Annotated in this window: 18 protein-coding genes; 14 read left to right on the forward strand and 4 right to left on the reverse strand. The window is 69.3% G+C overall.

Going from position 1 to position 25,672, the window contains the following annotated elements; all coding sequences use genetic code 11:
• The first annotated feature begins 5 nt into the window (after nucleotides 1-5).
• From speB to ettA, 9 genes are all read left to right on the forward strand, one after another.
• Nucleotides 6-1,019 carry an agmatinase gene (gene speB, locus ACQP2T_RS14530; protein WP_433516675.1) on the forward strand — a complete coding sequence of 338 codons (1,014 nt, stop codon included), beginning with the start codon at nucleotides 6-8 and terminating at the stop codon, nucleotides 1,017-1,019.
• Between the two features lie 69 nt (nucleotides 1,020-1,088).
• On the forward strand, nucleotides 1,089-2,321 hold the full coding sequence (cobA, locus tag ACQP2T_RS14535) for a uroporphyrinogen-III C-methyltransferase (RefSeq protein ID WP_433516676.1): 1,233 nt from the start codon (nucleotides 1,089-1,091) through the stop codon (nucleotides 2,319-2,321).
• A complete protein-coding gene (locus ACQP2T_RS14540) occupies nucleotides 2,318-4,831 on the forward strand; it encodes a dynamin family protein (protein WP_433516677.1) in 2,514 nt (837 codons plus the stop codon). The genes cobA and ACQP2T_RS14540 overlap by 4 nt, the downstream gene beginning before the upstream one ends.
• Nucleotides 4,828-6,450 carry an ABC transporter gene (locus tag ACQP2T_RS14545; RefSeq protein WP_433516678.1) on the forward strand — a complete coding sequence of 541 codons (1,623 nt, stop codon included), beginning with the start codon at nucleotides 4,828-4,830 and terminating at the stop codon, nucleotides 6,448-6,450. The genes ACQP2T_RS14540 and ACQP2T_RS14545 overlap by 4 nt, the downstream gene beginning before the upstream one ends.
• A 555-nt stretch (nucleotides 6,451-7,005) precedes the next feature.
• The gene (locus ACQP2T_RS14550) at nucleotides 7,006-8,250 is read left to right on the forward strand and encodes a single-stranded DNA-binding protein (protein WP_433516679.1); all 1,245 of its coding nucleotides are present in this window, start codon (nucleotides 7,006-7,008) and stop codon (nucleotides 8,248-8,250) included.
• Between the two features lie 678 nt (nucleotides 8,251-8,928).
• A complete protein-coding gene (locus ACQP2T_RS14555; protein WP_433516680.1) occupies nucleotides 8,929-9,978 on the forward strand; it encodes a GGDEF domain-containing protein in 1,050 nt (349 codons plus the stop codon).
• Nucleotides 9,979-10,372: 394 nt separating this feature from the next.
• Nucleotides 10,373-10,855 (forward strand): GbsR/MarR family transcriptional regulator, encoded by a 483-nt coding sequence (locus ACQP2T_RS14560; protein ID WP_433516681.1) that lies wholly within the window; start codon nucleotides 10,373-10,375, stop codon nucleotides 10,853-10,855.
• Nucleotides 10,856-11,314: 459 nt separating this feature from the next.
• Entirely contained in the window at nucleotides 11,315-12,514 is a 1,200-nt protein-coding gene (locus ACQP2T_RS14565) for a cytochrome P450 (RefSeq protein ID WP_433516682.1), read from the forward strand.
• A 225-nt stretch (nucleotides 12,515-12,739) separates the two neighbouring features.
• Entirely contained in the window at nucleotides 12,740-14,404 is a 1,665-nt protein-coding gene (gene ettA, locus ACQP2T_RS14570; protein ID WP_433516683.1) for an energy-dependent translational throttle protein EttA, read from the forward strand.
• 1,007 nt (nucleotides 14,405-15,411) lie between these two features.
• Here ettA and ACQP2T_RS14575 read toward each other — a convergent pair.
• Nucleotides 15,412-16,728, reverse strand: a complete 1,317-nt coding sequence (locus tag ACQP2T_RS14575; protein WP_433516684.1) for an MFS transporter — start codon at nucleotides 16,726-16,728, stop codon at nucleotides 15,412-15,414.
• Between the two features lie 153 nt (nucleotides 16,729-16,881).
• Between ACQP2T_RS14575 and ACQP2T_RS14580 the strand changes: the two genes are divergently transcribed.
• From ACQP2T_RS14580 to ACQP2T_RS14590, 3 genes are read left to right on the forward strand one after another with little or no spacing between them, the layout of a single operon-like run.
• Nucleotides 16,882-17,391, forward strand: a complete 510-nt coding sequence (locus tag ACQP2T_RS14580) for a VOC family protein (protein ID WP_433516685.1) — start codon at nucleotides 16,882-16,884, stop codon at nucleotides 17,389-17,391.
• 55 nt (nucleotides 17,392-17,446) lie between these two features.
• Nucleotides 17,447-17,926 carry a Zn-ribbon domain-containing OB-fold protein gene (locus ACQP2T_RS14585; protein ID WP_433516686.1) on the forward strand — a complete coding sequence of 160 codons (480 nt, stop codon included), beginning with the start codon at nucleotides 17,447-17,449 and terminating at the stop codon, nucleotides 17,924-17,926.
• Between the two features lie 19 nt (nucleotides 17,927-17,945).
• Nucleotides 17,946-19,073 (forward strand): thiolase C-terminal domain-containing protein, encoded by a 1,128-nt coding sequence (locus tag ACQP2T_RS14590; RefSeq protein ID WP_433516687.1) that lies wholly within the window; start codon nucleotides 17,946-17,948, stop codon nucleotides 19,071-19,073.
• A 50-nt stretch (nucleotides 19,074-19,123) separates the two neighbouring features.
• Here the strand turns inward: ACQP2T_RS14590 and ACQP2T_RS14595 are convergent, their stop codons facing one another.
• Nucleotides 19,124-21,340 (reverse strand): acetate--CoA ligase family protein, encoded by a 2,217-nt coding sequence (locus ACQP2T_RS14595; protein ID WP_433516688.1) that lies wholly within the window; start codon nucleotides 21,338-21,340, stop codon nucleotides 19,124-19,126.
• A gap of 1 nt (nucleotide 21,341) precedes the next feature.
• Complete coding sequence (locus ACQP2T_RS14600; protein WP_433516689.1) at nucleotides 21,342-22,496, reverse strand: acyl-CoA dehydrogenase family protein; 1,155 nt, start codon at nucleotides 22,494-22,496, stop codon at nucleotides 21,342-21,344.
• Between the two features lie 101 nt (nucleotides 22,497-22,597).
• On the opposite strand from ACQP2T_RS14600, the gene ACQP2T_RS14605 reads away from it, so the two are divergent.
• A complete protein-coding gene (locus ACQP2T_RS14605; protein ID WP_357953572.1) occupies nucleotides 22,598-23,209 on the forward strand; it encodes a TetR/AcrR family transcriptional regulator in 612 nt (203 codons plus the stop codon).
• Between the two features lie 32 nt (nucleotides 23,210-23,241).
• On the opposite strand, the gene ACQP2T_RS14610 is transcribed toward ACQP2T_RS14605, so the two are convergent.
• Nucleotides 23,242-24,147 carry an SDR family oxidoreductase gene (locus ACQP2T_RS14610; RefSeq protein ID WP_433516690.1) on the reverse strand — a complete coding sequence of 302 codons (906 nt, stop codon included), beginning with the start codon at nucleotides 24,145-24,147 and terminating at the stop codon, nucleotides 23,242-23,244.
• A 75-nt stretch (nucleotides 24,148-24,222) separates the two neighbouring features.
• On the opposite strand from ACQP2T_RS14610, the gene ACQP2T_RS14615 reads away from it, so the two are divergent.
• On the forward strand, nucleotides 24,223-25,662 hold the full coding sequence (locus tag ACQP2T_RS14615; protein ID WP_433516691.1) for an MFS transporter: 1,440 nt from the start codon (nucleotides 24,223-24,225) through the stop codon (nucleotides 25,660-25,662).
• Nucleotides 25,663-25,672: the final 10 nt, after the last annotated feature.

The raw sequence follows: 25,672 nt of genomic DNA on the forward strand, positions 1-25,672 counted from the left end.
GGGCCATGTCGAGATACGGCCCCATGTACGGGCCCGATATCACCTTCCTCGGCGTCGAGCGGTGCGACGTCGGCGACCCCGCGACGTACGCGGGGGCCGACGTCGTGATCATCGGGGCTCCGTTCGACGGTGGCACCTCCAACCGTCCCGGGGCCAGGTTCGGCCCGATGGCCCTGCGCCAGGCCTGCTACCTGCCGCACGACGGCTCCAGGCCCAGCCTGGCCCTGCGCGTCGACGCGCTGCGGGACCTGCGCGTGCTCGACGCGGGCGACGTGGAGTGCTACTCCGGCGACGTCGAGTCCTCGCTGGCCGCCATCGAGGACGCGGTCCACCGCGTCGCCGCCGCCGGGGTCATACCGCTCGTCCTGGGCGGCGACCACACGGTCGCGCTGCCCGACGCCAGGGGCACCTCCAGGGCGTACGAGCCGGGCCGCACCTCGATGATCCACTTCGACGCGCACGCCGACACGGGCAACATCGCCTTCGGCCACCTGTACGGCCACGGCCAGCCCATGCGCCGCCTCATCGAGTCCGGCGCCATCCGCGGCGACCGGTTCCTGCAGATCGGGCTGCGCGGCTACTGGCCGGGCCCCGAGACGCTCGGCTGGATGGCCGAGCAGAACATGCGCTCGTACGAGATGACCGAGATCGTCACCCGAGGGCTCGAAGAGTGCCTGACGGAGGCGTTCGGCATCGCGCTCGACGAGTGCGACCAGATCTTCCTGTCCGTCGACATCGACGTCTGCGACCCCGGTCACGCCCCCGGCACCGGCACCCCGGAGCCGGGCGGGCTGTCGGCCAGGCAGCTTCTCGACTCGGTCCGGCGGATCTGCTACGAACTGCCGGTGGCCGGCATGGAGGTGGTCGAGGTGGCTCCGCCGTACGATCACGCGGACATCACCGCGTTCCTCGGGAACCGGGTTATCCTTGAGGCGCTGTCAGCGATGGCCAGACGCCGGAAGGACGATAATGGCGGGCCCCGCTGGGATCCTCACCAGCCGCTCCTTGACGGCCGATAAATCTCTCGGTAAGACCCGGTAGGTTTACCTTTTAACACACCAAGCTTCGCGAACGGGAGATTCCCCAGCATGGGCCCCTACCTCCTCGGCCTGCGGCTTTCCGGGCGCAGGGTCCTCGTCGTGGGCGGCGGGCGCGTCGCGCAGCGGAGGGTGCCGGCGCTGCTGGAGGCAGGCGCCGAGGTCACCGTGGTGTCCACGAGCGTCACGCCCGCGCTCGACGACCTGATCGCCTCCGGCCGGGTCACCTGGCACGCCCGCCCCTACGAGGTCGGCGACTGCGACGGCGCCTGGCTCGTCCAGGCGTGCACCGACGACAAGTCCGTCAACACCGCCGTCGCGGCCGAGGCCGAGGCCAAGCGGATCTGGTGCGTGCGCGCCGACGACAAGGACGCCTCCGCCGCCTGGACACCCGCCTCCGGGCGGGTGGACGAGATCACCGTGGCCGTGACCGCCGGTGGCGACCCGCGCAGGGCGGCCGGCATCAGGGACGCGGTCGTGGGCGCGCTGCGCGACGGCACGGTCGACGCCCGCCGCAGCCGCACCAAACCCGTCGGCGTCGCCCTGGTCGGCGGCGGCCCCGGCGATCCCGGGCTGATCACCGTGCGCGGTCGGCAACTGCTCGCGCAGGCCGACGTCGTGGTCGCCGACCGGCTCGCGCCCCGCGCCCTGCTCGACGAGCTGGCGCCCGACGTCGAGCTCATCGATGCCGCCAAGGTCCCCTACGGCAGGTCGCTGTCGCAGGAGACCATCAACGAGTTGCTCGTCGACCGGGCCAGGCAGGGCAAGTTCGTGGTCCGGCTCAAGGGCGGCGACCCGTTCGTGTTCGGGCGCGGCGGCGAAGAGATGATCGCCTGCGCCCAGGCGGGCATCCCGGTCCTCGTGGTTCCCGGCATAACCAGCGCCGTGGCGGTGCCCGCCTCGGCCGGGGTTCCGGTGACGCATCGCGGGGTCAGTCAGGAGTTTCACGTGATCTCCGTGCACGTCGCGCCGGACGACGACCGGTCGACCGTCGACTGGCCGGGGCTGGCCCGTTCGCAGGGCACGCTGGTGCTCATGATGGCCGTCGAGAGGCTGGCGAAAGTGGCCGAGGCACTCCTGAGAGATGGACGCCCTCCGGAGACTCCCGTAATGGTGGTACAGGACGGTACTCTTCCGACCCAGCGGGCGGTTGTGGCTCCACTTTCCAGCGTGGCCGACCGCGTGTCCGCGGCTGGTATACGGCCGCCGGCGATCGTCATCGTCGGCGACGTCGTAAGGGTCGGCCAGGAGGTCGAGATGGTCAGAGCGGAGCGCCTGCCGTGAACACGGCCATGGATGACGGGCGGCAGGAGTCGCCTGGGGAGCAGACGTTGAGCTTCCGCGCCTTCACGGACGAGTCCGCGGCGCCGGCGGCGGCATCCGTTGCTGACGAGGAGGCTTCGGGCTCGGGCTCGGCTGGGGAGTTGCCCGGCGAGACGGCGGAGCTCGAAGCGTCGTCGGCCGGTGACGAGCCCGCTGACGAGGCTGAGGCGTCGGCTGACGAGCAGCCGTCTGACGAGGCCGAGGCGTCGTCCGATGAGCAGCCGTCTGACGAGGCTGAGGCGTCCTCCGATGAGCAGCCGTCTGGCGAGCCTGAGGCGCTGGCTGACGGGCTTGAAACGCCGTCTGACGAGCCTGAGGCGCTGGCTGACGAGGAGCCCTCTGACGAGCCTGAAGTGCCGTCTGAGGAGGAGGCTCTTGGCGGTGGTGCCGAGGCGTCGTCGGAGGAGGAGCCTGAGGCTCTGTCTGACGAGGAGCCTGCGGAATCAGCCGAGCCCGCAGGGCCCGACCAGCCCGCGGAGCCGGCCTGGCTCAGGGAGCTCGACGAGGCGGAGGCGCGGGCGGAGCTCGCGGAGACCGATGAGCCTGAGCAACCGGCCGGGTTCCTGACACTCGATGAGCCGCAGGCGCGGGTCGAGCCTGCGGAGACCGGCGAGTCTGCCGAGGACGAGCCTGCGGGATCGGCGGATGTCCGCCCGGAGCCGTCCGCGTGGCACTTCCCGGACCCCCAGGCCGAACAGGACTCGGACGCGCAGGCCGTAGAGGTCTCGGACGATGCGCAGGCCGTACACGATGAGCCCGTGGAGCCTGCGGTGGCCGTCGGCGCGGAGCAAGCCGCGTCTGGACGACCCCCCGCCCGGCGGGTCGAGCCGCTGCCCCCCGAGATGGTCGCCGCGCTGACGGCGGCGCTCGACGCGCTCCGCGAGAGCGTGTCCGACCTGCGGTTCGGCCTGGACCTGCCGGGCGCGGCCGAGGCCAGGCAGGCCCGCGCCGACCTGCTCGCCCAGCTCAAGGACTACGTGCTCCCGCGCGTACGGACGAACACCGCGCCCGCCCTCATCGTGGTCGCGGGCTCGACCGGCGCGGGCAAGTCCACGCTGGTCAACTCCCTCGCCGAGAAGAACATCTCCCGCACCGGCGTACGACGGCCCACCACCGGCATCCCCGTGCTGGTCTGCCACCCGGACGACCGGCAGTGGTTCACCAAGGGCGACCTGCTCGGCGGCATGCGGCGGATCGACAAGCCGACGCCCGAGGACGGCATCGGCAGCCTGGTCGTGGTCGCGACCGAGAAGTTGCCGCAGGGCGTCGCGCTGCTCGACACCCCCGACATCGACTCGGTCGTCGAGGAGCACCACGAGATCGCCCACCGCATGCTCGACGCCGCCGACCTGTGGATCTTCGTGACCACCGCCGCCCGCTACGCCGACGCCCCCGCCTGGAACCTCCTGCGGCTGGCCAAGGAGCGCGGTGCCCGGCTGGCCATCGTGCTCTCACGCGTCCAGCCCAAGGCGCGCGATGTCGTGCTGAAGCACTTCATCCGGATGCTCACCGAATACGGCTTGGGCGAGGTCGACCGGTTCGTCATCGGTGAGACGAAGGTCGTCGACGGCAGGCTGCCCGATCATGAGATGACCGATCTGCGCCTCTGGCTGGCCGAGCTCTCCGTCGACGAGGACCGCCGCGCACAGGCCGTACACGAGACGCTCAACGGTGTGCTCGACAGCTTCCGTACCCGCGTTCCCGCCCTGGCCAGGCACCTGGAGGGGCAGGTCGCGTTCCGCACCGAGCTGCGCGCGGACGTGGAGGCGGCCTACATGAGCGCGCTCGCCGAGATCGACAAGGCGACCAGGAACGGCATGCTCGTCCACGGTGAGGTGCTGGCCCGCTGGCAGGACTTCGCCGGGTCCGGCGACCTCATGCGCACGATCCAGTTCCGCAAGCGGGGCAGGTCGAGCAGGCAGGCGCCCGAGCGCGTCACGGCGTTCCGCGCGGCGCTGCGCGCCGGTCTGGAGTCGGTGATCGTCGCCGCCGCCCACCGCGCCGCCGAGGAGGTGGTCGCCCGCTGGCGGCACCGCTCGGAGGTGGGCGGCACGATCGGGGTGGGCCTCGAACGGCCTTCCGACGAGCTCGTACGGCATGCCACCCGGGCCATCTCCGCATGGCAGGAGCACGTCACGGAGCTCGTACGCACCGAGGGTGTGGCCAAGCGGTCGGTGTCCAAGTTCGTCTCGTTCGATGCCGACTCGCTATCGTTGATCTTCATGGTTGCGATGTTCAGCGGCGGCACCGTCGAAGGCGTGCCACACCGGCTGGTCAATGCCCTGCTCGGCGCCGAGTCGCTGCGCGGCATCGGCGCCAAGGCACTCAGTGACCTGCGAGCCAGGATCGGCATGCTGTTCGACGAGGAATCCATGCGTTACGTGCAAGCGCTCGACTCGGCCGGGATACCCGACGAGTCCACCGCGACCCGCCTCTACCAGGCGACGTACAACCTCGAGGTCGCTCGATGACCGCCGTCACCACCAGGCCGGGCCTGGCCCCGCGGCTGACCGCCCTGACCAAGATCGTTGAGCTCGGGCCGGGGCGGCTCGACCAGAAGGTGCTCTCCGAGGCGAGCGCGCTGCTGACACGGGCCGGTGACCGGCTCAAGCTGTCGTCGGAGCACACCGTGGTCGCCCTCGCCGGCGGCACCGGCAGCGGCAAGTCGTCGCTGTTCAACGCGATCTCCGGGCTGGAGCTCTCGCCGACGGGCGTGCGCAGGCCCACCACGGCCCGTACCCACGCCTGCGTGTGGGGGCTGGAAGGCGCCGCGCCGCTGCTCGACTGGCTGCAGATCCAGTGGCGCCACCGCTTCGCCCGCGCCAGCGCGCTGGACAAGGGCGAGAGCCAGCTCCACGGGCTGATCCTGCTCGACCTGCCCGACCACGACTCGATCCGAGCCCTCACCGACACCGAGGCCGACCGGCTCATCGGCCTGGCCGACCTGGTGGTGTGGGTGCTCGACCCGCAGAAGTACGCCGACGCCTCCACGCACCGGCGCTATGTCACCGACCTGGCCGGGCACGACGCGATGACCGTGTTCGCGCTCAACCAGGCCGACAAGCTGTCCACCGAGGAGCTCGCCGAGCTGGTCATCGACCTCAACGACCTGCTCCGCCGCGAAGGCGTCGAACATCCCAGCGTGGTGCCCACCTCGGCGGTCAGCGGGCGGGGCATCGACAGCCTCAAGAGCGTCATCTCGGGCGCGGTCTCCCGGCGGCGGGCGGCCATCCACAAGATCGAGGCCGACCTGCGCCGGCTGGAGCGGCGCCTGACCGAGACCATGCCGGTCGGCGAGGCCCTCTCCGCGCCGGCATCGGTCGACGAGGCCCGCAGGCTCGGCCTGACGGACGCGCTCTGCGACGCCGTGGGCGTTCCGGCCGTGGGCGAGGCCATGGAGAACGTCTACGCCGAGCGGTCGAGCCGCTGGGTGGGCTGGCCGTACCCGCGCTGGCTGGCCAAGTTCCGTCCAGACCCGCTCAAGTCGCTGCGCCTGGAGGATGTCAGCGACGAGATCCGCGGCATCACGACCGGCTCGGTGAGCGCGCAGGCCGCCGAGGTCTCCAACGCCGTCCAGGCACTCGCCGACGGGCTGTCGGTCGGGATGCACCCGGTGTGGCGTACGGCGGTGCACCGCGCGGCCCGCTCCCGCTCCAGCCAGCTGCCCAAGGTGCTGACCGAGGACCTCACGGAGGTAGCGCCGGAGCTCGACCGGGTGCCGGGTTGGTGGCGGATCCTGAAGATCTGGCAGTACCTCCTGGTCGGCGCCTTCATCGGCGGACTCGCCTGGCTGGCGGTGGGGCTGACCGTCCCCGGCCAACTCCCTCCGTCCCTCCAACTGCTCGGCGACAGCGCCGCGCTGCCTTGGGTGGGGCTGATGATGGCCTCCGTACTGGGGTTGGGGGCGCTGTCGGGCATCGCGTCACGCAACTTCGTCGTACTCGGGGCATCGAGGGAACGCGAACGCCTGGAACGGGAGATGCGCCGTCGGGTGGCGGCGGTGTCGGAGACCATGGTGGTGGAGCCGGTGGAACGCGAACTGGGCCGCCACCACGCCTTCTACACCGCCATGCGTGGGTTGTCCGGCTGACTCCTCTGTAGGCTGGCCGGCTTTTCTTTCACGGTGCTGTGCGTGGTCGGCCTTCTTACGGCGCTGTGCGTGGTCAGCCTTCTTACGGCGCTGTACGTGGTCGGCCTTCGGAACGCCTCGCCTGGCCTCTCTCCCCGGGCAGCCGTCTTGGGGCAGCCTCGTGCACAGGCAGTTACCACAGGGGTGGCTTCGCCCCCGGACAGTCACCTCGGGAGCGGGCCTCGTCGGCAGCCGCCACCGCGCTCGGTGTGTCGTCGAAGATGACGTCCCGCAGAGCGGTGTAATTTCTCACTCGCTCAGCCCTGTTCGCCACGGAGGGAAACGCACAACGAGGTCGTTGATCCACCACTGGGCGGTGGTGGGGTGGCGGGGCGCTGTCCATGGGCAGTCACCTCAGGGGTGGGCAGTCACCTCAGAATCGGCTTCGTCCACAGGCAGCCGTCCTCAAGGCGACGCTGTCCACAGAACCCCGTTCGGCCCCGCCCGCCCACGCCTGCCTGAGGCACCGTACTCCCAGGCCGCGGGCACCCCGCCCGCCACAGTGGAGGCAACGGGATGAACGACATCTACATCACGCTCACCGGCAACGTCGCAGCAGAGCCACGCCAATACAGCTTCGAAGACGGGGCCAGGGTGACCTCACTCCGAGTGCTCACCACCCACCGTTACTTCGACAAGAGGACCGGACAATGGGCCGACGGGGAGCGGGTGTGCTTCGCGGTCCGTTGCTGGCGCGCCCTCGGTGACAACGTCGCCAAATCCGTGCAGGTAGGACAACCCGTGGTCGTCTCCGGCAAACTCCGCATCAGAGAGTTCGGCCCCGAGGGTGACCGGCGCTTCATGCCCGAGGTCGAGGCCAGCTCGGTGGGCCACGACCTGCGCTGGGGCACAGGCGTCTTCGCCAAGCCGGAGCGCGGCGGCGGCACCGGCTCGGTGAGCAAGGAGATGCGCGACCGCCTGGACGAGGAAACCCAGGACTGGGCCATGGGCACCAAGCCCGCCCCCGACCGCCTCACGACAACCCGGGTGACCGCCCGAGTAGATGCCCGGATGGATGAAGGCTCCGCGCCCCGCGTCGCGGAGGAGCAGAAGCGCGGCCCTGACCGTCCAGCGGAGCCGCCGGCCGTGGCCGCGGCCAGGCCGACCGGTCCGGTGCTGGCAGACGAGGTGCTGGCACCGGGGCACCGCACAGCATCACAGCAGGACCGCCCGACTTCGCCGCCCCACACGTCCGAGGAGAGCGGCACATCCGAGGAGGGACATGCGCCGACTCGCAACATCAAGGACCAGATATCCGCCAGCGTGCTCGGCACCGGCTCCCGTAGCACCCACGCCCTCGAAAGCACCACTACGGGAGCCGCCGCCAAGCGGAGCGGCCCCGCAGCCACCAAGCAGCCCAACATCAAGCATTCCGCCTCTTCACCGAGCGCCACCTCGCCCACCGGTGATGCGTCAACCGATCTCGCGCCCACCCACGCCGAGCCGATGGGTGCGGCGTCAGCAGATGCCGCATCAGCTGGCTCTGCACCAACCGGTACTACGCTAACCAGCCCCCCGTCAGCAGCTGCGGCGTCAACTGGCCTTGCGCCAGGTGCCGGACTAACCAGCACCCCGTCAACAGCTGCGACGCCAACAGGTGTCACGTCGGCGGGTCCGGCGTCAACGAGGCCCCAGTCCCGAGGCGCTCTGTCTCCAGCGGGCAGGCGCGGCGGCGCGACCGTACGGATCCTGGGTGCCGACGACAACGAGTCCGAGGCGGAGGACGCTGGTTGGCCGACGGAGGAGCGAGCAGCGGCATAGCGGGCGAGGACCGAGTGGCGGCGTAGCAGGCGAGGACCGAGTGGCGGCGTAGCGGTCTCTGCTGCACAGCGGCTCACGCATGAGCGGAGCATCGGTCGATCAAGCCGGTGCCCGCTCATGCGCCCGCAGGTAAGAGCGGGAAGGGAGGGAGGGGTCACCGGCCGTACGCGGTGATGCCATGAAGCCCCACGGGGTGGCACCGAAAATTCGGCCGATGGTGTTGCCGGGGTGTCAGATTGCTAGAGCGTCTCTCAGGTCCAGGTCACGCCCTGCACCATGGCTGCTCCTTTCAGCACGGTCCACTCGCGGAGTGAGCGGGTCATTCGCCGACTACAGCACGTATGTGGTCACAACGTCAAACGTAGTTGGTTCCCATCGCGCAACGCACACTCCGCAATTAATGTGTTACACATCGTTAGTCAGGGAGGGGACGAGATGGCGGCGACCAGTCACGCCTCGGTCAAGCCTCGCAACGGTGTTTCAACGCTGGCCAGCCGTTGGCCACTACTCGGACAACGTCGTCCGCTTCTTTACTACCTGAGCGGGATCGTCATCCTGAATCTCGCTGCAACCGTCTTTTTCACGACATCTACCGAACTCCGGTGGCCGCAGCTACTGACGTTCGCCGCCCTCATGGGCTGCGGCGCGGTCTGCATCGAGGCCACCAGACGTCTGGGCATGCCCGCCGGTGTCTCCCGCGACCTGCTGTCCGCGTGGTGGTTGCCGGTGGCGTTGCTGCTGCCGCCGGCCTACTCGCTGTTCGCGCCGATCGTGCTGCAGATCCTGCTGCAATGGCGGGTCCGTGCGACGGTCCTCTACCGCCGGGTGTGCAGCGCGGCGGTCATCGGGCTGGCGGCCTGCACGGCGTCCGTGACGTTCCACTGGCTCGTGCCCGACTCGGCGGTGCTCTCGCGGGGCAGCGGACTCCCGATCCTCTGCGCGATCGGCTCCGCTGTGCTCTTCGCCCTGCTCAACACCATCCTCATCGCGATCGCGGCACACACCGCCAACCCCGACATCTCCTGGCGCGAGGTGCTCTGGGACAGGGAGAGCGTGCTCCTTGACGTCGTGGAGCTCTGCCTCGGCGTCACGGTCGCGATCGCCTGCGGGCTCAACCTCGCCCTCTTGCTCCTCGCCCTGCCGCCGGTCGTCCTCCTCCAGCGCAGCCTCCTGCACGCCCAGCTCCAGGCGGCGGCCCGCACCGACGCCAAGACCGGCCTGCTGAACGCCGCCGCCTGGCAGCGAGAGGCCGACACCGAGATCGTCCGAGCCCGCCGCACCGGCGAAACGCTCGCCCTCCTGATCATCGACATCGACCACTTCAAACGAGTCAACGACACCCATGGCCATCTGGCCGGCGATCAGGTCCTCGTCGGCGTCGCGGCCACTCTCCGCAGCCAGTTGCGCGACTACGACGTGGTGGGCCGCTTCGGCGGAGAGGAGTTCGTGGTCCTCCTACCGCGCGCCGACATCCACGAGGCCCGCCGAGTGGCCGAACGCCTCCGCTACTGCATCGGCCGCATGTCCGTCCCGGCGGACGACGCGATGATCTCGGTCACCATCTCGGCAGGCGTGGCCTTGATGAGCGTCCACGGCGACGACCTGATCGAACTCCTCGCCGCCGCCGACCTGGCCCTGTACCGCGCCAAAGAACTCGGCCGCGACCGCGTCTGCGTCCCTGTCGTCCAACCCCCGCCCCCCGCCCTCCCCGAAGACCCCGCCGCTTGACGTCCCCCGAAGCCCTCGTCCGAAGCCCTCGTCGCGTGCTGCCCTCCCGAAGGACCCGCTGGCTGGCGTCGTACGGGCTTCGGCAGGTCGCTGCCTGAGGTGCTTATGAAGGTCTGCTGCCTGGCGTCGCGGTGGGGCTTCGGCAGGCTGCTGCCTGATGTCCTTCTTGGGAGGTCGCCGCGTGATGCCGCACCGGACTTTTGCGGCCTGCTGCTGGGTGCCTTCCTGAAGAGGCCGCCACATGACGTCGAACCGAAGTTCTCCAGCCCGCAAGCTGAACCCAGCGCCGAAGTCGAGGGTTCGTGTCTGTGTCCATCTGGCTGTTGCGACATGCCGAGGCAGTACGTACACTTCGTCAAGTACGTACTTTACGATAATGTCGGAGTTCGCGTAGATGGATCCGCAGGAGACCGAGTTCGTCGACCGAATGGGTCTGGTCATGGAGCGTTTGGGCGGGACGCGGACGATGGGCCGTGTGTATGCGTGGTTGATGATCTGCGACCCCTCGCACCAGTCGCTCACTGATCTGGCCGCGCAGCTCGGCGTGAGCAAGACCGCGATCAGCACGGTGGCCAGACAGTTGGAGGGCGCCGGCATGATTGAGCGCGTTCCCACGTCAAGCCGTGAGCACCGTTACCAGATAGCCGGCGGGGGATGGGAACACGTCATGAGGGTTCAGCTGAGCGGGTTGGAGTTCGGTCAGGAGACATTGGACTTCGGGTTGTCGATCCTCGGCGAGGGCCGACCCGACCAGCGGGCGCGGCTGGAGGAGTCCCGGGAGTTCTTCGCCTTCATTGAGCACGACGCGGACGGATTTCTCCAGCGCTGGCAGGACTATCGCGAGAAGTCGGGTGAGGAGGATCGGGGTGGTAAATGACGCATCCCCACGCTGAGGCGTGCGTCGTGGCGGCACGAAGTGCGTCTCGATCTTTCAGGAACTGATCCACAACCGAAAGTGGATCTACCGAGATGCGGGCCAGTGCTCCCGTCTTCAGGCGGGATGGTGTAGGCCCGAGCGTGAGTGCCCTCTGGGGCGCGAGCGCGCAGTGGTCGGAACAGTTTGCGACGCCTCAATCACGTACGGTAAGGTTTCTGTGATCGAACGGGTAAGCGATAACCAAGCTGGCCGTGAGATCGCTTCCTGGATTCATTGGTACGACGAGGCCGCCGGGCGGGCGGTGACAGGACGTGGAGACTTGCCGGTAGGCGGGTCGGTGAAGCGTCAAGCATCCTGTTCCACGGTTCGTGCTGCTTACGCGGCATGGACTGCTGCGTAAGCAGCACAGGAATCCTCGCCTCTTCAGGGCGAGGGGCACGTCAATACCAAGGAGAGGCGATGGCCGACATCGTCGAGAGGTACAACATCCCCAAACAGCACTTCTGGCTGCACGGGCCGCGATCGGGTCAGCCGGTCGAGTACGACGCCGACACCGGAATGTGGAACGTCTACGGGTATCCGGAACTACAGGAGGTCCTCGGGGACCCGGCGACGTTCTCCTCCGACACCATGCGGGTGATCCCCAAGGGCCTGATGCCTGCCGCCGAGGAATTCTCGATGGAGGGCTTCATCACCCAGATCGACCCGCCGGAGCACGGCAAGCTGCGCAAGCTGGTCAGCAGCGCCTTCACCCGTATGGTCGTCGCGGACCTCGAGCCGAGGATCGCCGCCCTCACCCACGAACTGCTCGACGAGGCGCAAGAACGCGGGCAACTGGAACTCGTGACCGATCTGGCCTACCCGCTTCCGGTCATCGTCATCGCCGAACTGCTGGGTGTGCCCAGCAGCGATCGCACCCTGTTCAAACAGTGGGCAGATGGGCTGTTCCAGCGCGACGCCAAGATCTCACTCAACAAGACCGCAGAAGAACAGAAGGTGGACGTTCAGGCCTCACTGCGACCGTGGCATGAAATGTCCGCCTACCTCGCTGGCCACGCCGCAGAGCGCAAACGGCAGCCGCGCGCCGACCTGCTCACCAAGCTGGTTGAGGCCGAGGTGGACGGCGAACGCCTTCCTGACATCCAGGTGGTCAACTTCGCGATCATCCTCCTGCTCGCTGGACACATCACCACGACGATGCTCCTCGGCAACACGGTGCTCTGCCTGGACGCCTTTCCCGAGCAGCAGGACAAGGTACGGGCTGACCGCGACTTGGTCCCGGCCGTCATCGAGGAATCTCTCCGCTTCTTCACCCCGTTCGCCGCCCTCGGCCGCGCCACCACCCGCGAAGCCGAACTCGGCGGCGTGACGATTCCGGCCGACCAATTGATCATGGTCTGGCCCGGACCGGCCAACAGAGACCCTCGTCAGTTCCCCAACCCCGACGTCTTCGACCCCGGTCGCGACCCCAACCCGCATCTCGCCTTCGGCCGCGGTATCCACTTCTGCCTGGGCGCTCCCTTGGCCCGGCTGGAGGGACGGATCGCCCTGAACATCCTGCTCGACCGGTTCAACCCCTTGCGCACCGATCCGAATGACCCCGTGGACTTCATGCCCACGCCGACCATGACAGGAGTGCGCCGCCTTCGATTGATCTGACCATTTGCGTGCGGGGCCGCCTGGTCGAGGTGCGCAAGCAACTCGTCGAGAACGGCATCCCGCGCGCCAACGGCCAGTTAGGGGGGTGTGCAGCAAGGAGGACGTGGATCCCCACGACCGAAACCGTCGCCGGAGATCGCCCATTATCCGATGTGGCGCCTGCCATCTCATGACCGTCCGGTGGAGCGGCGGAAGCCCGGGTCGAGAGCCCCTAAGCTAGATGCCATGCCGGAGTACATCTATACGTTGCAGCGCGTGCGCAAGGCGCACGGCGACAAGGTTGTCCTTGACGACGTCACGCTGTCGTTCCTGCCCGGAGCCAAGATCGGCGTCCTGGGTCCGAACGGCACCGGAAAGTCGACGCTGCTCCGGATGATGGCCGGCCTGGAGCAGCCGTCCAATGGCGACGCCAAACTCATGCCGGGCTTCACCGTGGGCATGCTCCAGCAGGAGCCCCCGCTCAACGAGGAGAAGACCGTCCTGGGCAACGTCCAGGAGGGTGTCGCCGAGACACTGGAGATGCTCGAGCGTTACAACGCGATCGCCGAGCAGATGGCCACCGACTACAGCGAAGAGCTGCTCGCTGAGATGGGGCAGCTGCAGGACCAGCTTGAGCACCGCAACGCGTGGGACGTCGACAGCCAGCTCGAGCAGGCCATGGACGCCCTGCGCTGCCCGCCGCCCGACGCCGACGTCACCACGCTGTCCGGTGGTGAGCGCCGCCGTGTCGCCCTGTGCAAGCTGCTGCTGGAGGCCCCCGATCTCCTGCTGCTCGACGAGCCCACCAACCACCTCGACGCCGAGAGTGTGCAGTGGCTGGAGCAGCACCTGGAGAAATACGCGGGCACCGTCCTCGCCGTCACCCACGACCGCTACTTCCTCGACAACGTCGCCGGGTGGATCCTGGAGCTCGACCGCGGCCGCGCCTACGCCTATGAGGGCAACTACTCCACCTACCTGGAGGCCAAGACGCAGCGCCTCAAGGTCGAGGGGCAGAAGGACGTCAAGCGTAAGAAGCGCCTCGAAGACGAGCTGGAGTGGGTCCGCTCCAACCCGAAGGCCCGCCAGACCAAGAGCAAGGCGCGTCTGCAGCGCTACGAGGAGATGGCGGCCGAGGCCGACAAGCACCGCAAGCTCGACTTCGACGAGATCCAGATCCCGCCGGGCCCGCGTCTCGGCACCACGGTGATCAGGTCCGAGGACCTCACCAAGGGGTTCGACGACCGGGTGCTCATGGAGAAGCTGACGTTCGACCTGCCGCGCAACGGCATCGTCGGCATCATCGGCCCCAACGGCGTCGGCAAGACCACGTTGTTCCGCATGGTCACCGGCAGCGAGACGCCCGACAGCGGGTCGATCGTCGTCGGCGACACCGTCAAGATCTCCTACGCCGACCAGAGCCGCGGCGGCATCGACCCGAACAAGAACGTCTGGGAGGTCGTCTCCGACGGGCTCGACCACATCAAGGTCGGCAACGTCGAGATGCCGTCCCGCGCCTACATCGCGGCGTTCGGCTTCAGAGGGCCCGACCAGCAGAAGAAGGCCGGCGTTCTGTCGGGCGGCGAGCGCAACCGCCTCAACCTGGCGCTCACCCTCAAGCAGGGCGGCAACGTCCTCCTGCTCGACGAGCCCACCAACGACCTCGACACCGAGACGCTGTCCTCGCTGGAAAACGCGCTCCTCGACTTCCCGGGCTGCGCGGTCATCACCTCGCACGACCGGTGGTTCCTCGACCGCATCGCCACGCACATCCTGGCGTGGGAGGAAGGGTCGAACTGGTTCTGGTTCGAGGGCAACTTCGCCGACTACGAGAAGAACAAGATCGAGCGCCTGGGCGCGGACGCCGCCCGCCCCCACCGGATCACCTACCGCAAGCTCCACCGCGACTAGCATCTGTCCCCGGCCGGGAGCGCACGAGTTTCCTCGGCACTCTCGGCTCCAGATTTAACCTGCCTTGGCTTTCCTGAGGGCCCGCCCGAGGAGCGCAGGGTCTTGTTGTCGAGGTGGTCCGATCTGCGGTCATCAGCGGCTGGTGAATCTTGGCGCTCGTCCGCCGTACGGGGCCGGGGTGTGTGTCGTTGGCGGTGGTCGGGCGTTTCTGACGGTGTCCCTCCGCGCGGTCAGGCTCGGCTGGCGCGCGCGAGGACTGCGGGCGGGCCGGGCTCGGGCCGTCCGAGGTGTGGGTCGTTGGGGGTGGCGGGCTGTTTCTGTTGGTTTAGGCCTAGCCCGGTGTGTCGCGTCCTCCGTTCGGAACGTGTGCCGCTGGACGTGGCTAGGCGTTCTCTTGTCCTTTACGGCAGGCCCGGTGGGCCCCACCCTCTGTGCGTGGCTGGGGTCTGTCCAGGGGCACGCTCCTGCGGTGGAGGTGGCTGAGCGCCGTGACGTGCGCATAGTCGGCCGTCTGGGTGCTGACCCGACCCCGTGGATGCGATGGCAGCCGACTACGAGGCGGCAGGCATCGGCAGCATCCTGGAGAGCGCGGCGGCTCGGTCGTCTTCGGCCTCCCCTGCTTGGTCACCCTTCGCCCCCATGGACGGCCATCTTGGGCATCTCCGAACGCGGCCATCCCTGCGACCCCAGGACGGTCGTGTCTCCGGGCTTCCCGAGCGGTCAGTCTTCGGCCGCCGAGGGCGGTTCTCCCTCCGGTCTTCTCGAGCGCGGTCGTCCCTTGGCCCGCTGAGGGTGGCTGGCCTTCGGGTGTTCCTGAGTGCGGTCGTCCCTTTTGGCCCGCCGAGGGCGGTCCTTCCGCCCGCCCAGGGCGATCGTCTCTCCGGTCTTCCCGAGCTCGTTCGTTCCTTGGCCCGCTGAGGGTGGCTGGCCTCCGGTCTTCCCGAGCTCGGTCATCCCGTCGGCCAGCCGAGGGCGGTCGGCCTTTGGCCGGCTCCAGGGGCGGGTGGTCAGCCTTCGGCCTCCCCCAGGGCGACGGTGACAGGGGTGCGGGCGGGGCGGCGCCATGGGCCGTTGAACAGGACGATCGCCGGGATGAACAGGATCAGGCAGCCGAGCGAGATGAACAGCCAAATCTGCCAGTTCGTGGCCTCGACCACCCGTGGGATGACGACCAACCCGATCACGGCGATGCCCTTGGTGAGGAACCCGAACAGCCCCCAAGCCGTGCCCTGCAGTCGCGGGTCGGCGTCCTCCGCGTCCTCGGAATAGTTGGCCATCCAGGGTGCGTACGCCACCCCGAGCGAGCCGCCGAGCAGCGCGCCCACCAGCATCAATGTGCCCGTCGAGACACCTTCCTGCCCGAGTGAGACGGCGAGGTAGGCCGTGACGAGCACCGCGGCGATCGTGCCGCCCAGTGAGAACGGCTTGCGCAGCTGGGTACGGTCCGAGACGCGCCCGGTGATGATCAGCGTGATCAGGTTCAGGCTCCAGAACGCCGCCATGATCGTGGACGCCTGGGCGGTGCTGATGCCCAGCGCCCCGACGAGCATCGTCTGTCCGAACAACGACAGCGTGAGGTAGAGCACCAGCCAGAGCGAGATGCCCACCACGTGCGCCCAGATGTTGCGCCTGGCGAACAGCGAGCGGAGGCGGGCCGGTTGGCTCAGGTCGACCACCTGGGTGGCGGCCTGTTCGGTGTGCTGGATCCTGGCGCGCAGTTCGGGGGAGAGGTCGGCGATGTTGAAGGCGATGACGAACGAGATCACCAGCGAGAAGCAGCCCATGATGACGAACTGCGAGCGCCACGAATCGTGGAAGATCGGCAGCGTCCAGCCGGCGATGGCCGCGGCCAGGAAGTTGGCGCCGACCGGTCCCCAGGTCCAGAAGCCGAACGCCTGCGCCCGGCCGAGCCGCGGCGAGAAGTCGCGTACCAGCGGCGCGGTGCTGGCCATGGCCACGCCGTCCACGAACGCCAGCAGGATGCGGGCGAGCAGCAGGTCACGCGGGCTGTGCACGAGCGTCATGACGAAGCAGCACACGGCGGTGAGCATCATCAGGGGCACCAGCAGCCGCACCCGGCCGAGCCGGTCGGTGAGCCGTCCGCCCAGGATGGAGGCGATCGCCCCGGCGATGGCCGCGGCGCCCGACACGGCGCCGTAGGTGGCCAGCGTCATGTGCAGGTCCTTGAGCAGCAGCGGGACCACCGGCGCGATCTGCGCCTCGTAGGACCCGATGAGGATGGCGAGCACGGCCATCGTGAGGATTTTCATGCGCCGGGCGCCGGTGGGGTACTCGTCGAGTTCGCGGACGTAGGACAGTCTCATGACTCGCCTCTCTCGTCGTACAGGCCCCCGTCATGAGTTCTAGAAGGTAGCTCTAGAATCCATTTCTGAAATGCTGCTCCTCACAACGCCCCACGTCAAGAGTGCGGGACGCTCCGCTAAGATCTAGAATCGAATTCTAGGAAGGGAGTCAGTGTGGACCTGGAACTGGACGGGCTAGAGGTGACCTTCGATCACACGGCCGTGGCGGCGCCCCGCATCCGGGACCTGCTGCCGATCTATCGCGACCTGCTCGGGGGTCGCCACCTGGGCGGCGGTGGCGACAACCGTTCGAGCGGCTACCGCACTCTGCAGCTCACCTATGAGGGCGGCGGCAGGGTCGAGTTGATGGAGCCGCTGGCCGGTTCGGACTTCTTCGACAGCTTCTTCGAGCTGACCCGCGGCAGGGGCGGCGTCCACCACCTGAACTTCCACGTCAACGACCTTGACGCCGCTGTGGCCAGGCTGACCGAGCGCGGCTACCGGCTCCACGGCCTGAACGTCCGCGATCGGCGCTGGCGTGAGGTGTTCCTGCACCCCAAGGAGGCGCACGGCGTGCTGATCCAGCTGGCCCAGGCGGGGCCGCGTGGCGCGGAGCATCGGCCGTCGCTGGACGAGGTGCTCGACGGTCGTGGCCGCAACGGCAACGGGATCCCCAGCCCTTGAGGTTCGCCCGAATCTAAATCTAGAGTGTCATTCTAGAACTAGATTGGGGAGGCCGATGAAGCCCGTACCGAGGCCCACGCCGGAGACGCGGCCCTTCTGGGATGGCACGGCGGCCGGAGAGCTCAGAATCCAGCGCTGCCGGGCGTGCGCGCGGCACTACTTCTATCCACGGCCCGACTGTCCGTACTGCGGCTCCGCCGACGTGGAGTGGGTGCGGGCCAGCGGCCACGCGACCCTTTACTCGTACGTGATCAACCACCGTCCCGCGCCGGGCTTCGAGGACGACGGTCCGTACGCGATCGCCGTCGTGGAGCTGGCGGAGGGGGTACGCATGATGACCAACATCGTCGGCGTCGAGATCGTCCCCGAGAACCTGCCGCTGGACCTGAGCCTCCGCGTGGTCTTCGAGCGGCGCGGCGACGTGTGCGTGCCGCTGTTCGAACCGGCTGAACCGACCAGCCGAAACGACTCTGAAGCGACCAGCCGGAGCGACCCTGGAGCGACCGGCCGAAGCGACCCTGGAGCGACCGCATGAACCCGGCTGGAGCCACCGCATGAACATCGTGATCGCCGGCGCGGCCGAGACCGACGAGGTGGGCCGCCTGCCGCACCACTCGACCATGGGACTGCACCTGGAGGCCGCGCGCAACGCGCTCGCCGACGCGGGGATGACCAAGGACGACATCGACGGCCTCGCCACCGTGGGCACGCCGGGGCCGGTACAGATCGCCCACGCGCTCGGCGTCACCCCGGCCTGGCTCGACGGGACCGGCGTGGGCGGGTCGTCGTTCCTCTTCCATGTACGGCATGCGGCCGCGGCGATCCGCGCCGGGCTCTGCCACACCGTGCTGATCACTCACGGCGAGTCGGGACGGTCCCGGGTCGGCGCGGCGCGGTTCGGGATGGGGGCCGACTCGCTGCTGGGGCAGTTCGAGCTGCCGTACGGGGTGGCGGGGCCGCCGACGCTGTTCACACTGACGGCGCTGCGGTACATGAAGGAGACCGGCCTCACGCACGAGCAGCTCGCCGAGGTGGCGGTCGCGCAGCGGCGGTGGGCGCACCTCAATCCGCGCGCGATGTACCGGGAACTGATCACGGTCGAGGACGTGCTGGCGTCTCGGCTGGTGGCCTACCCGTTCCACCTGCTGGAATGCTGCCTGGTGACGGACGGGGGCGGCGCGCTGATCGTCACCTCCGAGGATCGGGCCAGGCGTGAGCCGGTCCACCTGCTCGGCTCGGGCGAGGCGTCCGACTCGCCGATCATCTCGCAGATGGAGGACTTCACCACGTCCAAGGCGTTCCGGCTGTCGGGGGAGTCGGCCTTCGCCGAGGCCAAGATCTCGCATGAGGACGTGGACCATGTGATGGTGTACGACGCGTTCGCGCACGTGCCGATCTACGGGCTGGAGGATCTGGGCTTCGTCGGGCGGGGGGAGGCGGGGGCGTTCATCGCCGAAGGGCACACGTCGCCGGGCGGTCGGCTGCCGCTCAACACCAACGGGGGCGGGCTCTCGTACACGCATACCGGGATGTATGGGATGTTCGCCATCCAGGAGGCGGTCCGGCAACTCCGCGGGGAGGCCGCCGCCCAGGTGCCGGGGGTGGAGGTGAGCGTGGTGCTGGGCAACGGCGGCATGTTCGCCACCGCTGCCACCTTGGTCCTGTCGAACCGGCTGCCATGACGGGAGCCTGTGGTCCCGTCAGGTCGCCATGACGGACATCCGCGGTCCCATCAGGTGCGCCATGTCACCAGCGCGTCCAGAGCCTCCACATGGGATCCCCTGACCAGCAGCGGGTTGATCTCCAGCGACTCCAGGCGGTCCCCCAGCGACTCCGCGAACGCCGCCACCCGCGCCACCACCTCGGCCACCGCGTCGAGGTCGGCGGGCTCGCCACCCCTGACGCCCCGCAGCAACGCGGCCCCGCGCAACTCCGTCAGCGCCTCCCGCACCGAACGGGCATCCACCGGCAGGATCCGCAGGGCAGTGTCACGCAGCACCTCCACCCAGATCCCGCCCAGTCCCACGGCCAGAGTCAGGCCCCAGGCGGGATCGCGCACGACGCCCACCAGCAGCTCCACCCCGCCGTCGCGCTGCGGCTGCACCAGGGCGGCCGCCTCCCCGGCCAGCGCGGCGACCACCTCGCGGTAGGCCAGCCGTACCTCCTCAGGAGAGGAGAGTCCCAGTCGTACGCCGCCCAGGTCGCTCTTGTGACCCAAGCCCTCGGCAGCGGTCTTGAGCACCACCGGGAACCCGAACCGCTCCGCCGCCGCGACCGCCGCCGCCTCATCGCCCACCAGCTCCGACGGCACGATGGGCACCCCAGCCGAAGCCAGCAGCGCGGCGGCGCGATGCTCTCCCCACACCCCAGTCGCCCCGGCCACGGCCGCACTGGCTGACACCGGTGATCTGGCCTCGGTCGGCTCCCCGTCCGCGGTGGCCGGGGCAGGCGCGTCGGGCACGCCCGCCTCCTCGCTCGCGATGGCAGGCGTGCTGGTCAAGCCCGCCTCCCCACTTGCGAGGGCAGTCGCGGCAAACGAGGCCGGGCCGGCGAGGGCGCGGGTGTGGGCCGCAGACCAGCGGACGGCCGCGCCGATCGCCGACATCCCGTGCTCGATCCCGCCCACCACGTACGGAAACCCGGTCTCCTCTTGCACCGCTCGGCCGAACTCCGTGACGTCCGTCAGCACGTTGCTCACCACCACGACCGGCACCGGCGACTCGGCGATCCGCCGGGCGCTGGCCGCGTACAGGGCGAAGACCGGAGCGGGGTCGGGCGGTGCGACCCGAGGCGGCTCCGACAGCAGCATGACCAGGTCGATCCCCGGATCGGCGGTCACCGCTTCCAGGGCCCGGCCCAGCAGCGTCCGGTCGATCAGCACATAGCCGGTCACGTCGAGCGGGTTCTGTACGGTGCCGAAGGACGGGACGATCTCCGCCAGCCGCGCCACCGTCGACGGCGCGAACGGCGGCAGCTCCAGACCCTCGTCCTCGGCCCGGTCGGCGATGATCTCCGACGCGCCGCCCGACGGCGTGACGACGCCGACGCGCCGCCCGGGCAGCGGTCCCACGGAGGCGAGCAGCCCGGCCGTGATGACCAGGTCCTCCAGGGATCGGACCCTGATCACGCCGAGCTGCCGCAGCGCCGCGTCGATGACGTCGTCGTCCCCCACCAGCGCGCCGGTGTGGGCCTGTGCTGTGTGGGAGGCGAGCCTGCTGCGGCCGATCTTCAGCGCCACGATCGGCTTGCCCGCCAGCAGCGCCCGCCTGGCGACGCGGGAGAACTCGGCCGGATCCCGGATCGTCTCCAGGAACAGCGCGATCACCTTGGTGGCGGGGTCGTCCACGAGATGGTCGACCACGTCGGTGACGCTGACGACCGACTCGTTGCCCATCGAGGTCAGCAGGCTGATGCCGACGTTGCGGGCCTGCGCGAAGCCGAGCACGGAGCTGGCCAGCGCGCCGCTCTGCAGCACCACGCCCACCGATCCGCGCAGCAGCGGCTGGGGGATGGGCAGTCCGTACGGGGTGATGCCGGCGGCGGCGTTGATGTAGCCGTTCCCGTTCGGCCCCAGGATCGTCAGATCATTTTCCTCAGCAAAAGCCGAAATTTCCGACTCCAGCCGCGCCCCCTCAGGCCCCGCCTCCCCGAAGCCCGCCGTCAGGATCACGTAACACCGGATCCCCAGCTTGGCCCCCTCCCGCAGCACCCCCAGCACCGCACCCGTCGGCACCATGACGTAGGCCAGATCGACCGGCGCCGGAACCTCGGCCAGACTCCGGTGGGCGGGGGCGCCGTGCACGGTCCCGCCGCGCGGATTGACCAGGTGCACGGGCCCGGCGAAGCCGTACGTACGCAGGTTGAGCAGCGTGCTGATCGACCACCCCGACTTGTCGGTGGCGCCGACCAGCGCGATGGATCCCGGGTTGAACAGCGCCTCTACCGACATGTCACTCCCCGATGGTGCCCAGGCGGGCGTGTCCCTTGATCAGATTGCGGGCGATCGTACGGCGCTGGATCTCGTCGGTGCCCTCGAAGATGCGCAGCAGGCGCAGCTCGCGGTACCAGCGTTCGATCGGTAGCTCCTTGGTGTAGCCCATGCCGCCGTGGATCTGCAGCACCCGGTCCACGACCTGGTTGGCCATGATCGCGCCGTTGAGCTTGGCGATCGAGGCGGCGTGCCGGGCGTCCAGGCCCTCCTGCACCCGCCAGGCCGCGTACAGGGTCAGCCACTTGGCCGCCTCGATCTCCACCTGCGAGTCGGCGATCATCCACTGGATCGCCTGGTACTCGGAGATCGTCTGCCCCATCGACTTGCGGATCTTGGCGTAGTCGATGGCCATCCCCAGCATGCGCTCGGCCGAGCCGATGGCCCGCGCCGGGATCATGTAGCGGCCCTGGCCGATCCACTGCATGGCCAGCTCGAAGCCCTTGCCCAGCTCGCCGAGGATGTTCTCCTCGGGCACCCGTACGTCCTGGAACACCAGCGACGCCGGACCCCATTCGCCCATGGTCGGGATCGGCTCGGACGTCCAGCCCATGTCGCGGTCGACCAGGAAACAGGTCACGCCGTACGGCTCGGCCACGGCGAACACCATGACGAAGTCGGCCTCGCTGCCGCCGGTGATGAACGTCTTCTCGCCGTTGATGATCCACTCGGCGCCGTCACGGATCGCGCGAGTGCGGATGTTGCGCGCGTCGGAGCCCGCGCCCGGCTCGGTGATCGCGAAGCAGGAGCGGCGCTCGCCCTCGATCGTCGGAAGCAGGTAACGCGCCTGCTGTTCGGGGGTGCCCGCGTAGAGGATGTTGTCGGCGCTGCCGCCGAACATGAACGGGACGAAGGTCCTGCCCAGCTCCATGACGATGATCGCGGACATGACCGGGCCCAGCGCGGCGCCGCCGTACTCCTCGGGGGTGTTGATCCCCCAGAAGCCCATCTTCCTCGCCCTGGCCCGCAGGTCGCGCAGGACCTCCGGGGCGAGCGCCGGGCGGCCCTCGCGCTCGTTGCGCAGGACCTCCGGCTCCAGCGGCATGATCTCCTTCTCGACGAAGGAGCGTACGGTGTCGCGGATCTGACGCTCCTCGGTGCTGAGCGAGAAGTCCATGACCGCCTCCCCAATTTCTAGAACGTTCCTCTAGGAAGCCAGCCGGGACGCGGTCCTGTCAAGAATCAAATTCTAGAATTAGCCCCGGTACGATAGGACCCATGGCACGGAAGTCGTCGTGGGAGTGGAGCCGTACGGCCCAGACCCGCCAGAGCATGCTGACGGCGGCTCGCGAGGTCTTCAGCGAGCACGGTTTCGCCGAGGCGAACGTCTCCGAGGTCGTGGCCCGCGCCGGCTCCAGCGTCGGCAGCCTCTACCACCACTTCGGCGGCAAGACCGAGCTGTTCCTCGCGCTCTACGAGGACCACCAGGCGGCGCACGAGGAGGCCGCGGCCGCCAGCGTGTCGCGGGCCAAGCAGGCGGGCGTCCACGACCCCGTCGAGCTGCTCATCGCCGGGGCGCGGGCCTACCTCGCGGGCGCGTGGGAGCGGCGCGACCTGGTCCGGCTGTTCATCGACGGCGACGGGCCGCCGGGCTTCGAGCTGGTCCGCCGCACCCGGGGCCGGGAGTGGGTACGCCAGAACGCCGTGCTGCTCGGCGCGGGCGCCGACCCGCTCGACCGGTTCACCGTCGCCGCGCTGACCAGCATCATCGGCGAGGCGGCCCGCGAGGTCGCCACCAGCGACACCGAGGACGCCGCCCGCGAGGTGATCGAGGCGGCGATGACGCTGATCCGCCGCCTCGACCCGCTCAGGGTCCTGGCAGAAGGCTGATCACCCCGACCACACGCGGCGCCGCGTCATGGTTAGCCCTCCCGCCCGGGAATCTGGCCGTTGGTCAGCGCGTTGGGCGCGGCCTTGTCGACCAGGGCGGGGATGACCGCGCCCAGCTCGGCCGGGTCCCACCGGCCGCCCTTGTCGATGGCCGGACCGGCGTGCCAGCCCTCGGCCACGCTGATCACCCCCGCCCGCACGTTGAACACCCGCCCGGTGATGCCCCTGGCCTCTGCGCTGGACAGCCAGACCACCAGCGGCGCGATGTCGTCGGGGTCGGCGCTCGATGAGCCGGCACCGGTCGGGACGAGGTTCTCCGTCATGCGGGTGAGCGCCGCCGGGGCGATCGCGTTCACGGTCACGCCGTAGCGCTCCAGCTCCTTGGCCGCGATGACCGTCAAGCCCGCGATGCCCGCCTTCGCGGCGCCGTAGTTGCCCTGCCCCGGGTTGCCGTAGATGCCGGAGGACGAGGTGGTGTTGATGATCCGCGCGTCCACCCGCTCCCCGGCCTTGGCCTTGGCCCGCCAGTAGGCCGCCGCGTGCCGCAGCGGCGCGAACGTCCCGCGCAGGTGCACCCTGATGACCGCGTCCCACTCCTCGGCCGTCATGTTGACCAGCATCCGGTCACGCAAGATGCCCGCGTTGTTGACCAGCGCGTGCAGGTCGCCGAAGCGGTCGACGGCCGCCTGGATCAGCCGGGCGGCTCCGTCGAAGTCGGAGACGTCCTCGCCGTTGACGATCGCCTCCCCGCCCAGCGCCTCGATCTCCTCGACCACCGCGGCGGCGGCGTCTGAGGAGCCCGTGCCGTCGACCTCCGCGCCCAGGTCGTTGACCACGACCTTCGCGCCCTGCCGGGCGAACTCGAGCGCGTGACCGCGCCCGATGCCCCTGGCCGCGCCCGTGACGATCACCACGCGGCCCTCGACGATCCCGCTCATGTCACACCTCGATCCTTGACTGCCTGCCGATGCGAACTAGATTCTAGTATTGAAATCTAGAAAGGACAGGGCCCCGTGGTGACGGTAGTCGAGGAACGGGAGCAGATCCGGTACGCCTGGCGCACCCTGTCGGTGGTGAGCCTGGCCAGCGTCCTCACCGGGCTCGGCGGCAGCGCGATCAACGTCGCCCTGCCCGAGATCGCCAGGAGCACCCACGCCGACGCCACTGCCGCGAGCTGGATCCTGCTCGGCTTCCAGCTGACCAACACCGTGCTCATGGTGGTCTTCGGCCGGTTGGCGGACATGTTCGGGCGGCGCATGCTCTACCTGTGCGGGCTGGGCACCTACACGCTCGCGGCGCTGCTGGCCGGGCTGTCGCCGGACGCCTGGACGATCGTCGCCCTGCGGGTGTTACAGGCCGCCGGCGCCGCCATGCTGATGACCAACAGTGCCGCCCTGGTCACGGACGCCTTCCCCCGCGCGCGGCTCGGCGAGGGGATGGGCGTCTATGTCGCCTCGTTCTCGATCGCCCAGCTCGCCGGGCCCACACTCGGCGGCTTCCTGGCCGAGCAGCTCGGCTGGCGCTGGGTGTTCTGGTACAACGTGCCGCTCGGGCTGGCCTGCCTGGTGTGGGGCGCGATCGTGCTGCGACGGGTCGAGCCCGCCGGGCGTGATCGCGGTCTCGACCTGCCGGGAAACGTGCTCGTCCTGGTCACCCTGGGCGGTCTGCTGCTGGCGCTGTCGGAGGTGACCAGGCTCGGCTGGGGCCACCCGCTGATCCTCGCCGGGCTGGCCGCCTTCGCGCTGGGGCTGCCGTTGTTCGTGGTCAGGGAGCTCAGGGCCGCCCACCCGGTCGTGGACATCGGCCTGTTCCGGGATCGCGGCTTCGCCTTCGGCACGCTGGCGTCGTTCCTCAACTCCGTCGCCCGCGTCGGGCTGGTGTTCCTCGTCGCGCTCTTCTTCCAGGCCGTGCGCGGCGACGACCCGGTGCGGGCCGGGCTGAAGGTGCTGCCGCTGGCCGCCGCGGGGATGATCGGCTCGGCGGGCTCGGGCCTGCTGCAGCGCCGCATGAGCCCGCGCACGCTCGCGGTGGCCGGGGCCGCCACGACCACCGCCGGGCTGTTACTCCTGCTCTGCACGATCTCGTCGAGCGTCCCGTACGCCACGGTCGCGCTCGCGCTGGTGCTCATCGGACTCGGCTCGGGGGTGTTCCTGCCCTCCAACACCACCGCGATCCTGGACGGACTGCCCTCGAACCGCCTGGGCATCGTCAACGCGATGCGGCTCATGCTGCAGAACACCGGCGTGGTCGTGGGCACCGCGCTGACGCTGTCCATCATCACCGCGCCGCTGCCCGCCGCGCTGCACGACCGGGTCTTCGCCGGCACGCTCTCGCGGGTCTCCGGTCTCGCGGTCGAGCAGCTCGTCACCGGTTACCGGTGGGCGCTCGGGTGCACGGTCGCGATCTCGGTCCTGACCGTGCTGGCCTGTACGGCCCGGAGCAAGGCCACCTGACCGGGACGGG

The organism is Nonomuraea sp. CA-143628, from assembly GCF_050942315.1.
Classification (GTDB): Bacteria; Actinomycetota; Actinomycetes; order Streptosporangiales; family Streptosporangiaceae; genus Nonomuraea.

Coding starts and splice junctions, on each gene's coding strand:
- speB (WP_433516675.1), top strand. CDS start 6: ATGTCGAGATACGGCCCCATGTACGGGCCCGATATCACCTTCCTCGGC.
- cobA (WP_433516676.1), top strand. CDS start 1,089: ATGGGCCCCTACCTCCTCGGCCTGCGGCTTTCCGGGCGCAGGGTCCTC.
- ACQP2T_RS14545 (WP_433516678.1), top strand. CDS start 4,828: ATGACCGCCGTCACCACCAGGCCGGGCCTGGCCCCGCGGCTGACCGCC.
- ACQP2T_RS14550 (WP_433516679.1), top strand. CDS start 7,006: ATGAACGACATCTACATCACGCTCACCGGCAACGTCGCAGCAGAGCCA.
- ACQP2T_RS14555 (WP_433516680.1), top strand. CDS start 8,929: ATGCCCGCCGGTGTCTCCCGCGACCTGCTGTCCGCGTGGTGGTTGCCG.
- ACQP2T_RS14560 (WP_433516681.1), top strand. CDS start 10,373: ATGGATCCGCAGGAGACCGAGTTCGTCGACCGAATGGGTCTGGTCATG.
- ACQP2T_RS14565 (WP_433516682.1), top strand. CDS start 11,315: ATGGCCGACATCGTCGAGAGGTACAACATCCCCAAACAGCACTTCTGG.
- ettA (WP_433516683.1), top strand. CDS start 12,740: ATGCCGGAGTACATCTATACGTTGCAGCGCGTGCGCAAGGCGCACGGC.
- ACQP2T_RS14575 (WP_433516684.1), bottom strand. CDS start 16,728: ATGAGACTGTCCTACGTCCGCGAACTCGACGAGTACCCCACCGGCGCC.
- ACQP2T_RS14585 (WP_433516686.1), top strand. CDS start 17,447: ATGAAGCCCGTACCGAGGCCCACGCCGGAGACGCGGCCCTTCTGGGAT.
- ACQP2T_RS14590 (WP_433516687.1), top strand. CDS start 17,946: ATGAACATCGTGATCGCCGGCGCGGCCGAGACCGACGAGGTGGGCCGC.
- ACQP2T_RS14595 (WP_433516688.1), bottom strand. CDS start 21,340: ATGTCGGTAGAGGCGCTGTTCAACCCGGGATCCATCGCGCTGGTCGGC.
- ACQP2T_RS14600 (WP_433516689.1), bottom strand. CDS start 22,496: ATGGACTTCTCGCTCAGCACCGAGGAGCGTCAGATCCGCGACACCGTA.
- ACQP2T_RS14605 (WP_357953572.1), top strand. CDS start 22,598: ATGGCACGGAAGTCGTCGTGGGAGTGGAGCCGTACGGCCCAGACCCGC.
- ACQP2T_RS14610 (WP_433516690.1), bottom strand. CDS start 24,147: ATGAGCGGGATCGTCGAGGGCCGCGTGGTGATCGTCACGGGCGCGGCC.